Source organism: Flavobacterium hibernum (genome assembly GCF_000832125.1).
Taxonomy (GTDB): Bacteria; Bacteroidota; Bacteroidia; order Flavobacteriales; family Flavobacteriaceae; genus Flavobacterium; species Flavobacterium hibernum.
The window spans coordinates 109,765-121,437 of sequence record NZ_JPRK01000015.1; the positions used below are offsets into that span (position 1 = coordinate 109,765).

Genomic DNA, 11,673 nt, shown 5'->3' on the forward strand with positions numbered 1-11,673 from the left:
GTAGCTCGACAAAGATTGTGGAGTTTCTTGCGGAGATTTCTCCTTCGTCGAAATGACAAAATCACGAGAAAGTTCAGAGTATAACAAAATAGTTTAATGCCACAGATTTCACAGAATAACACAGATTAAATCTTTATAGATAAAAAATCATTTTAATCTGTGAAATCTGTGGCAAAAAAAATAACCACAAATAAATTGCTCTCCATATGAAACTTAAACCTTTCTTATCGATTTTACTCTTTGGAAGCCTTTTTGCAAATGCACAAAATAACCCAACCATAAAGGAATACAAAAAAGTATTTACCACATATCCGTTTTCAGATCCGGACCCAATTCCTAAACCAGATACAAAATTCTATCCCTACTTTAGATTTGATGGTTTTACAGATAAACCTGTGCAAAAAGAATGGAAAGTAATTGAATTAGAAAACGATTATATCAAACTAACCATACTTCCTGAAATTGGCGGAAAAGTTTGGTCGGCGGTTGAGAAATCAACCGGAAAAGATATCGTTTATAACAATCATGTAATCAAGTTTAGAGATATCGCAATGCGTGGTCCGTGGACAAGCGGTGGCGTCGAAGGTAATTATGGTATAATTGGTCATACACCAAATTGTGCTACTCCTGTCGATTTTACAACTATAACCAGAGAAGATGGAAGTGTAAGCTGTATTATTGGAGTTCTGGATTTACTTACTCGTACTTCGTGGAAATTAGACATTAATTTGCCTAAAGACAAAGCCTATTTTACCACAAGTTCGTTTTGGTTTAACTCAACAGAAGCAGAACAACCGTATTATACCTGGATGAATACCGGAATTAAAGCCGCAGGAAATTTGCAATTTATTTATCCGGGACAAAGCTATATTGGTCATAACGGCGAGCACAACAACTGGCCAATAGACAAGAAAAACGGCAAAGATTTATCATTTTACAAAAACAATGATTTTGGAGGTTATAAATCCTATCACGTTTTTGGTAAATACAATGATTTCTTTGGTGGATATTATCACGACGAAGATTTTGGAATGGGACGCTACGGCAATTATGATGACAAACCAGGCAAAAAAATCTGGATTTGGGGATTGTCTCAACAAGGCATGATTTGGGAAAAATTATTAACAGATACTGACGGTCAATATGTAGAAGTTCAAAGCGGAAGATTATTCAACCAAGCAAGCGAAGGCAGTAATTACACGCCTTTTAAACAACGTTCTTTTGCACCGTATCAAACAGATACTTGGACAGAATATTGGTTTCCGGTAAAACAAACAAAAGGTTTTGTAAAAGCCAACAATTACGGCGCAGTCAATATTAAAAATGAAAATGGCTGGTTGAAAATCTATTTTTCTCCACTTCAAAAACTAAATGAAAAAATTGAAGTTTTTGATAATGATAAGAAAGTCTATTCTAAAAACATTTCGGTAAATACATTAGAAACATTCAAAGATTCCATTCAAGTTGCGGTAGATCAAAACAAACTATGTTTTGTACTTGGCGACAATAAACTGGTTTGGAATTCGGCTCCCGAAGACGGAAACCTAAATCGTCCTGTAGAAATTCCAAAAGATTTTGACAACAATTCGATTTATGGATTATACCTTCAGGGAAAAAACTATATCAGCTTTAAAGATTACGTAAAAGCCGAAGAAAAATTAACAGCTTGTCTTCAAAAAGATCCCAATTACGCTCCTGCTCTATCAGATTTAGCCTCTTTACAAATTCGAAAACTCGAATACACTAAAGCAATTGCAACTGCAAGCAAAGCTCTCGCAATAAATACTTACGACCCAGCCGCCAATTATTATTATGGTCTTGCAAACTTACACATCGGAAATACAACAGATGCCAAAGATGGTTTTGATATTGCCGCTGCAAGTGTCGAATTTAGAAGTCCTGCTTATACCGCTTTGAGCAAACTTTATTTTGCCGAAAACAATCAGCCAAAAGCAATTGAATATGCCGAAAAAAGTCTCCTAAACAATCAGTACAATCTAGAAGGTTTGCAAGTTTTGGCGGTTTTATATCGTTTGGAAAATAATCCAAATAAAGCCTCTGAAGCATTAAATACGATTGTTAAAGTTGATCCACTAAATCATTTCTCTGGTTTTGAAAGATTTCTTTGGGAAAACTCAACTGCAACAAAACAACATTTCACCTCGTTGATTCAAAACGAAATGCCAGAACAAACTTATCTTGAATTAGGAATCTGGTACCAGCATCTGGGCCGTAAAGAAGAAGCTTTGAAAGTTTTTGCTCTTGCGGTTCCAAATGCTGAAATTATGTATTGGAAAGCATATTTAGAAAATAAACCCGTTGATTTAAGTAAAATTCAGCCCGGAATCAGTTTCCCTTTCCGTGGAGAAACAGCTATTATTCTTGAAGATTTAATTCAGAAAAATGATCAATGGCAATTAAAATATCATTTGGCTTTAATCGAATGGAATCGCAATAATCTTTCGAAAGCAAAAGAATTGTTTGCACAATGTGGCACCAAACCAAATGATCCTGCTTTTTATGCTGCAAAAGCTGCTTTGATGAAAGACGATTCTCAATTGGTAATCTCAAGTTTGCAACAAGCCATAAAACTAGATGCTCAAAGCTGGCGATATCCAAAATTATTAACGGAACATTACATCGTTCAAAAACAATATGATAAAGCATTGGCTATTGCCGAACCTTTTTACAAACGTCACACAGAGAATTATGTTTTTGGAATGTTATACGCTAAAACATTATTACTCAATAAAAAATATGTTGCCGCAGATGCATTTCTTACCAAATTAAAAATTCTTCCATTTGAAGGAGCAACAGCAGGAAGACAATTGTATCACGAAGCCAAACTAATGCAAGCCTTGGTAGAAATAAAAAACAAGCAATACAAAAAAGCTTTACAATTAATTGCCGATGCTAAATTATGGCCAGAAAATCTAGGCGTAGGAAAACCTTATGATGAAGATATTGACGAAAGATTGGAAAACTGGCTGAATTATCAATGCTATACCAGCTTAGGAGATAATGAAAAAGCAAACAAATCATTGCAAAAAATCATTACTTTTAATCCAAAAATTGATAATACTGTAATGAATTTTTTACCAGCAAATCAATTGGTTTCGGCTTGGGCGATCGAAAAAACTTCATCGGCTCAAAAGGCAGCAGAATGGTTGCAAAATCAAGCCAAATTATATCCGGAAAACAAAATTGTGCAATGGAGTTTAGAAGTTTACACTAAAAAACAATCTACCATTTTATCCGAAGATGAAAAAGATGGCGAAGTTAGAATTATAGAAAAACTTTAAAAATACAAATATTCGAATTACAGCATAATCAGCTTTAATTCAGCAAAAAACAATCATTCTAAATCAAATAAAATGAACAAACTTTTTTTTAAATGTTCTCTTTTTAGCATCGTTTTACTCACGTGCCAAAATATAGAAGCGCAAAATACGGATCAAAACAAAGACGAATCATCTACTTACAGAGTTACGCCATTAAAAGTAAATGATTTAATACATACAAAACTAGACGTGTCTTTTGATTATGGCAAGAGATATTTGTACGGAAAAGAATGGCTTACTTTAAAACCTCATTTTTACGAAACAGATTCGCTTACGCTCGATGCAAAAGGAATGGATATTAAAGAAATTGCCATTATTCAAGGAAAAGTAAAAACGACTTTAAAATACACTAATGATGGTGAACAGCTTTTTATTACTTTAAACAGAAAATATAAAAGCACAGAAAACTACATCATTTTTATCGATTATACAGCAAAACCTAACGAGCTAAAAGTAAAAGGAAGCAAGGCAATAACAGATGCAAAAGGCTTGTATTTTATAAATCCTGACGGAAAAGACGATAAACCAATCCAGATTTGGACACAAGGCGAAACCGAAGCTTCATCGGCTTGGTTTCCAACAATAGACAAACCAAATCAAAAAACAACATCAGAGATTGCGATGACGGTTTTGGCTAAATACACCACTTTATCTAATGGAAAATTAGTTTCGCAAAAACCAAACATAAATGGTACGCGCACCGATATCTGGAAAATGGATTTACCGCATTCTCCTTATTTGTTTATGATGGCTGTTGGCGATTTTAAAATCTATAAAGACACTTACAACGGAAAAGAAGTTAGCTATTATCTTGAGCCAAAATATGCTCCTTATGCCAAACAAATATTTGGAAAAACACCAGATATGATGAATTTTTACAGCAAAATGTTAGGCGTAGAATATCCTTGGGTAAAATATGCTCAAATTGTTGCCAGAGATTATGTATCTGGTGCAATGGAAAATACATCGGCAACTTTGCACGGCGAATACGTTCAAAAAACTGCAAGAGAATTATTAGATGATAATCAAGAAAGTACTATTGCGCACGAACTTTTTCACCAATGGTTTGGTGATTATGTAACGGCCGAATCTTGGTCTAACTTAACAATGAACGAATCTTTTGCCACTTTTGGCGAAGTGCTTTGGCACGGTCACGATGCCGGACAAGATGCCGAAGACAGATCGCGTTACGAGAAATTACAAAATTGTTTACGATCTTCAAAAAACGGAGTTAGTCCGCCATTAGCCCGTTTTTATTATAAAAACCATGATGACATGTTTGACAATATTAGCTACTCAAAAGGTTCTATAATATTGTATGCAATTAAAAATCAAATGGGCGATGCAGCATTTTTTAAATCGCTAAATCGTTATCTCACAACCAATGCTTTAAAAAGTGGAGAAACACATCAATTGCGTTTGGCAATGGAAGATGTTACCGGAAAAGATTGGAGTCCGTATTTTAATCAATGGTATTATCAAGGCGGAAATCCTATCCTAAATGTTGAGTATGGTTTTGCAAATGGAAAAGCGACAATTGCCGTAAAACAAATTCAGGATAATGCAACACAAACCTTTAGCCTGCCTTTAAAAGTAGATTTCTACGTAAACGGAACTAAAATAAGAAAGGATATTTTGATCGATAAAAGAGAACAAAATTTTAGTTTTGATGTTCCGGCACAACCCAATTTTGTAGATCTTGATCCTGACAAAATTTTAGTAGGTCAGGTAATCGACAATAAAAAAGTAGGCGATTATTTGTTTCAATACAAAAATGCTCCCACTTATTATAACAGAATTGAAGCTATAAAATATGCTACAAATGATAAAAGCCATGAAGCACAATTAATACTTTTGGCAGGTTTAGAAGATCAGCAAGATGATTTGAGAATCCTGAGCATTAAAGCAATAGATTTAGGTGATAATCAAATTAAAGAAGCGGCATTAAAAAGCTTACTTAACATTGCTAAAAACGACAAAAAAACAGCTAGCAGAGCGGCAGCAATTGTAAAATTAGCTTCAACTGGAGATGCAGCTTACAAAGGATTAATGCAGGAAAGCATTAAAAACCAATCTTATAATGTAATTGCGGGCGGAATATTAGGATTATCAAAATTCTCAGCCGATGAATCAGATAAAGCATTATCATCATTAGACGAAGACACTAAAAAACACGTAACACCGCTAATTAAAAAATTTAGCAGTCAAAAATAGTTAGTAATACCTTTTTCATTAAATCAAGTACGGTGTACAATCAAAGACAAAATTTAGCCTTGATTGTATTCCGTACTTTTTTAAATACTCAATATTTTAGAAAAAAAAAAATAGAACCCTAAAAATGCAAAAACTTTTTTTAACATACGCCCTACTCTCTATTTTCACGGTTTGCAACGCGCAAAACAAAGTCAAAAAAATAAATGTAAAAGATTATGGAATTGTCGCCAACACAAAAGAGAACTTAACCACCAAAGTCAATCAACTTATTGAAGGACTGGGAAATGAATCTGTACAAATAATTTTCCCAAAAGGCCGTTACGATTTCTATCCTGATGCTAAATATTACAAAACCTATTACGAAAGCAATACTTACGATGCCGACGTTAGAAAATTGGCCATACTTATAAAACAGAAAAAGAATATTACGATCGATGCACAACAATCTGACTTTGTGTATCACGAACATATTCAGCCTTTTACTCTGGATAATACCGAAAACATTACGATTAAAAACGTAAATATCGATTGGGATGTTCCTTTAACTTCTGAAGCTGAAGTTATCGAAGCCGATAAAAACCATATTTTAATAAAGATTGACATTGCTCAATCTCCATACAAAATCCATGAAAAAGGGCTGACTTTTGTTGGCGAAAATGCAAACGAAAATTGGGCATTATCTGGCGGTTCATGGCTTATAGAATTTGACAAAAAACACATTATTCCAGCTAACACGGGAGACAATGGTTGCGTAAAAGGTGATTTTAAAAATGTAAAATACAGCGAGATAAAACCCGGATTTGTTTTAATGGAAGGAAATTTTACTAAAACGCCCACGGTTGGAAATTTCTTAATTTTAAGACATGGAACTCGAGATCACGCCGGAATGTTTTTGTTTCATAGTAAAAACACCAAACTCGAAAACATTAACGTCTATCATACTTCCGGATTAGGAATCTTATCTCAATATTGCGAAAATATAGAAATGAGAAACGTCAATATGATTCCAAATCCGAATAAAAATCGCTATTTGAGCGGTCATGACGACGGATTGCATTTTATGGGATGTAAAGGTGAGATTATCATCGATAATTGCGATGCACAAGGTTTAATGGACGATCCTATTAACATTCATGGAACTTATGTTCCTGTAACAGGAAAAATCGACGATTATGCTGTAAAATGTAAATTTGGACAGGATATGTCGCACGGATTATTATGGGCCGTTAAAGGCGATAAAGTTGGGTTTATCGAAAAGAAAGAAATGGGTACTTTGTCTTATGGAACCGTTTCAAGTTTTGAACCTTTGGATGTAGACCATTTCATCATCAGGTTCAAAGAGAAAATTCCAACCCAAATAAATGCCAATTTTGTTCTAGAAAACTTAAGCTGGACACCAAATGCAACGATTACCAATTGTTTTGTGGGCAGTAATCGCGCGCGCGGTTATTTGATCTCTACTCCAGGAAAAGTAATTATTGAAAACAATATATTCGAAACCAGCGGCTCGGCAATTCTGATTGCCGGAGATGCTAATTATTGGTACGAAAGTGGCGCTGTAAAAGATATTACCATCAAAAATAATCAATTTCGATTTCCTTGTAATTCATCACCATATCAATTCTGTGAAGCCATTATTAGTATCTATCCCGAAATTCCGGAACCAAATGCTTTAAAGCCGTTTCATAAAAACATAAAAATCGAAAGCAACAGCTTTAATCCATCAGACTACCCAATTCTGTACGCCGTGTCTGTAGACGGATTAAGCTTTAAAAACAATATAATCAAGCGTAGTTTTGCATTTACTCCCTTATATCCTGAAAAACAAAATTTCAGGCTTGAGGCTTGTAAAAATGTGGAAATCAGCGGAAATAAATTTAGCAAAGATGTTTTAGGGAAAAACATTCTTTTAAAAGGAATGAAACGTGAAGAATTAGACTTAAAAAATTCTGAATTAAGCGTTGATGTCGTAAAATAAAAGTTAACTCATAGATATTAACAAAAAAAAATAACACATAGTCCTAACGTGCAAAATCTAAAAGGTTTTGTCATTTCGACGAAGGAGAAATCTCCGTGAGAAGCTCGACAAAGATTAGGTTCTCGTTGCGGAGTTACTTACGGAGATTTCTCCTTCGTCGAAATGACAATATTGTGTTTAAGATGTTCCTTTGCGAGATTATTTTTATTTGGCAAAAGCTCAACTTAATAAAATCCTTTAAAGCGTGTAGATTCATTAATAATAGTCAAACGCCTTTAACACATTTACAGAATCAATCCCGAGACTTCACAAAACTATCTGCTTAAAATAATTAAACCAAAACAGCTTCAGATCATTCGTTTCCAAAGCAATTAAATACTTTTATTTTTTATCCAAATTTGACTGTGGATTATCAAAAAACAATAGGTTAAACAATAGCAGAAATGATCCATTTTTAAAAATTTTAAAACTTCAAAAAAGCACTTTGTGCTACACTTTTTACAACAAAACATTTCTTCGCCATTTTTGTAAAAAACCAAAGCCTTTATCGCATTAAAAAACAGATTCGAAATGAATAAACCATCAAAAAAATACTCTTTTTACCTTCGACAAAAAAACATATTTATTATCAAAATTATTAATTAATGATTGCGATATTATCATAAATACAGATCAAAGTTTCGCATTATTTAATAATTAAACATAATCGCTACACATACCCCTAAAATCAAGTACACATTTTTTTATAGTTTATTTTAAAAATATCTCATTATTTTAAATTTAAAAAAACGTTTACAGCAATTTTATGTGCTCGAGAACACAAATTTTGTGTGTTCGAGCACATTTTTTATGTTTTTTCTTGGTTAGTAAAAATATAATCGATAGTTTCGTCAAATAATCTAAAAATAGAGCAGGTTTTTTCGCTCTTTTTTAAATCTTTTTATCGGATTTTATTTCGTTTAAAAAGTAAAAATTAAGATTGAAAATTTTAATCATTTTTATAAAAAACACCCCCAACAAAAAACACATTCTTTAACCAAAACCAAATCAAGAGTATGAAAGAAACGTTCTCAAAAAAAACTAGAAATTTCAGGTTGCATACTGTTCTTGAAAAAACTTTAAAAACAACACTACTTTCTTTGTTGGCTTTAAGTTTTCAAGATGCAGCTGCAGCACCTTCAGAAGAAATTTCAAAAAGCGAAACTAGTTTTGTTGCATTTCAAAAAATAGTAAAAGGTAAAGTTGTAGATGAAAAAGGAATTCCGGTTCCAGGAGTAAATGTTATTATAAAAGGCACAACCAAAGGGGTTCAAACTGATATGGACGGAGGTTTTGCTATCGATGTACCAAATGAGAATGCAATTTTGATCTTTACGTTTTTAGGAATGCAAGATCAGGAAGTTCCTGCAGGAAATGGTATTTTAAAAGTGGTAATGAAAGAGGCTGGCCAACAAATGGAAGAAGTTGTTGTAGTTGGATACAGCAAAGTAAAAAAAGAAAGTCTGACAGGTTCATTGCAAACTTTAGACAATAAAAAAATCGTAGATGTAACCACGCCTAATGTCGAAAATATGTTGGCAGGAAAAGCTACTGGTGTATTTGTAAATACAGGTGGCGGACAACCGGGAGCACCTGCAAAAGTAATTATTAGAGGTAGAACAACGGTTAATGGTAGTACAGATCCTTTATGGGTTATTGACGGAGTTATTGTGGGGAATACTTCGGCAAATGTGAATCCGGCAGATATTGAAACCCTTACGGTTCTTAAAGATGCAGCTTCTACGGCTGTTTATGGATCTCAAGGAGCAAATGGTGTAATTGTAGTAACTACAAAAAGTGGAAAAAATGGAAAATCTACCATTAACTTTTCTGCAAAAACTGCTATGACCACCATAAACAACGGAAATTTCAAAATTATGAATGGCTCCGAATTATATGATTTATATGATTCGTTTGCCAACAAAGAAACTTTTCAAAACGTTTGGTGGTGGAAACCTGAATTAAGAAACAAAAACTTTGATTGGTGGGATAATGCAACTCAAACGGGTATTGCAGAAGATTACAACTTATCATTTAGTGGTGGTGGCGAAAACTTTAAAAGCTACGTTTCTGTTGGTGTTTACAATGAAACTGGAGCTATTAAAGGCTACGACTACAAAAAATACAGTGGTCTTATGAAATTTGAGTACAAACCAAGCACTTGGTTTACCTTAAGACCTCAGGTTAATTTAACCAGAGAATCTACATTAGACAAACAACATGATATATATGCTTTATATGCAAATATGCCTTGGGATAGTCCCTATTTACCAGATGGATCTTTGGTAGGAAACGCTCCAAACCCAACTTGGGTAAACACAACGGGTTCAAATTACTTGTACGATTTACAATGGAATTATGGTGAATCTGAAAGTTATACTGTTCGAACAAATCTTGATTTTGATATTAAGTTCACAAGTTGGTTAACTTTTTCATCTGTAAACAATTACATTTTTGGTAACTCAAATTCAAGTTATTATACAGATCCAAGATCAGCAAATGGAGTTTCAGTAAAAGGAAGAATCGAAGATAACTTTGATACTTACAATAGAATCTATACCAATCAATTAGTAAAATTCAATAAGACATTCAATAAACATTCATTTAATGCCGTTGCCGGTTATGAGTGGAATGAGTACAACAAAAAATTCAGTCAGGCAATTGCAACAGGAATTCCTCCGGGAATTGTAGCTCCTGATGCTGCCGCAGTTCCAGAAAAAGTAGCTGGTGAAAGATCGCAATGGGCTGTACAATCGTTATTATCAAACGTAAATTACTCTTATGATAATCGTTATTTAGCACAAGTATCTTTCCGTCGTGATGGAGCATCAAATTTTGGAGAAAATGCACAGTACGGTAATTTCTATTCTATTAGTGGAGGATGGAACATTCACAATGAATCATTTTTTCATGCAGATTACATCAATAACTTAAAACTTAGAGCAAGCTATGGTTCAGTAGGAAACAGACCAAACAGTTTGTACCCTCACCTACCGCTGTATTCTTTCTCAAAAAGTAGTTATAACGAAAGCCCGGGAGCGTTAATCTCCCAATTAGCAAATCCAGATTTAAGCTGGGAAAAAACTTTTACTGGGGGTGTTGGTGTAGATGTAAGCTTTTTTAAACGAGTAAACATTACTTTAGACTATTACAATAAAAATACTTCTGGGTTATTATACCAAGTACCTCTTCCGGGTGTTATTGGAATTAACAGCATTTGGAGAAACGTAGGTGCAGTAAACAATAGAGGTTTTGAAGCTTCGGTAAATGTTGACATCATCAAAAATGAAAACTTTAACTGGTCTGTTGATGCTAATATTGGAACTAATAAAAATAAAGTAACGAGCCTTTACGGAGATAAACAAGAAATCATTGTTGGTGATGGTAGCGGCGCTGCAGGTTCTGCATCAAAACTATTAACTCCAGGGAAAGATGTTGACAGTTGGTACTTAACAGAATGGGCTGGTGTTAATCCTGAAAACGGAAAACCACAATGGTTTACTACAGATGCTTCGGGAGCACGTGTAAAAACAAGCAATTATGGTGAAGCCTCTAAATATAGAAAAGTGATAGGCGCCTATACTCCTGATTTTTTTGGAGGATTCTCTACAAGTTTAAATTACAAGAAATTTGATTTTTCTGCTATTTTCAGTTATTCAGTTGGAGGAGAGATTTACAATTATGCTCGTGCAGAATTTGACTCAGATGGTGCTTACAACGATAGAAACCAAATGAAACTTCAAAGTGGATGGAGCCGTTGGGAAAAACCAGGTGATATTGCAACGCATCCGCAAGCACTTTATGATAACAATAGTCAATCAAACAAAGCCTCGTCACGTTTCTTAGAAACAGGTACGTATTTAAAAATGAGAAGCATCACTTTTGGTTACAATTTATCAATTGAGCGTCTTCATATTTCAAATTTAAGATTATACATCGCCGGAGAGAACTTGTTCACAATTAGCCATTATTCTGGTGTTGATCCTGAACTGCCTCCTACTTATAATTCGGCAAACCAACAATATACTATTACGGGTGTTGCAACACAAGTATATCCTTCGACACGTAAAATTGTATTAGGACTTAACTTAACTCTATAAA

General features: G+C 34.0%; 4 protein-coding genes. All 4 read left to right on the forward strand.

All coding sequences use genetic code 11. The features are described from left to right. The first annotated feature begins 206 nt into the window (after positions 1-206). Complete coding sequence (locus IW18_RS17645) at positions 207-3,302, forward strand: DUF5107 domain-containing protein (protein ID WP_041519318.1); 3,096 nt, start codon at positions 207-209, stop codon at positions 3,300-3,302. Positions 3,303-3,374: 72 nt separating this feature from the next. Then, positions 3,375-5,555, forward strand: coding sequence for a M1 family metallopeptidase (locus tag IW18_RS17650; protein WP_041519320.1), 2,181 nt, complete (start codon positions 3,375-3,377; stop codon positions 5,553-5,555). 124 nt (positions 5,556-5,679) lie between these two features. Further along, the gene (locus IW18_RS17655) at positions 5,680-7,533 is read left to right on the forward strand and encodes an alpha-1,3-galactosidase-related protein (RefSeq protein WP_041519322.1); all 1,854 of its coding nucleotides are present in this window, start codon (positions 5,680-5,682) and stop codon (positions 7,531-7,533) included. 1,055 nt (positions 7,534-8,588) lie between these two features. Continuing rightward, the gene (locus IW18_RS17660) at positions 8,589-11,672 is read left to right on the forward strand and encodes a SusC/RagA family TonB-linked outer membrane protein (RefSeq protein ID WP_041519323.1); all 3,084 of its coding nucleotides are present in this window, start codon (positions 8,589-8,591) and stop codon (positions 11,670-11,672) included. Position 11,673: the final 1 nt, after the last annotated feature.

Bases quoted from the DNA above. Each gene is read 5' to 3' on its own strand.
- IW18_RS17645 (WP_041519318.1), top strand. From the start codon at position 207: ATGAAACTTAAACCTTTCTTATCGATTTTACTCTTTGGAAGCCTTTTT.
- IW18_RS17650 (WP_041519320.1), top strand. From the start codon at position 3,375: ATGAACAAACTTTTTTTTAAATGTTCTCTTTTTAGCATCGTTTTACTC.
- IW18_RS17655 (WP_041519322.1), top strand. From the start codon at position 5,680: ATGCAAAAACTTTTTTTAACATACGCCCTACTCTCTATTTTCACGGTT.
- IW18_RS17660 (WP_041519323.1), top strand. From the start codon at position 8,589: ATGAAAGAAACGTTCTCAAAAAAAACTAGAAATTTCAGGTTGCATACT.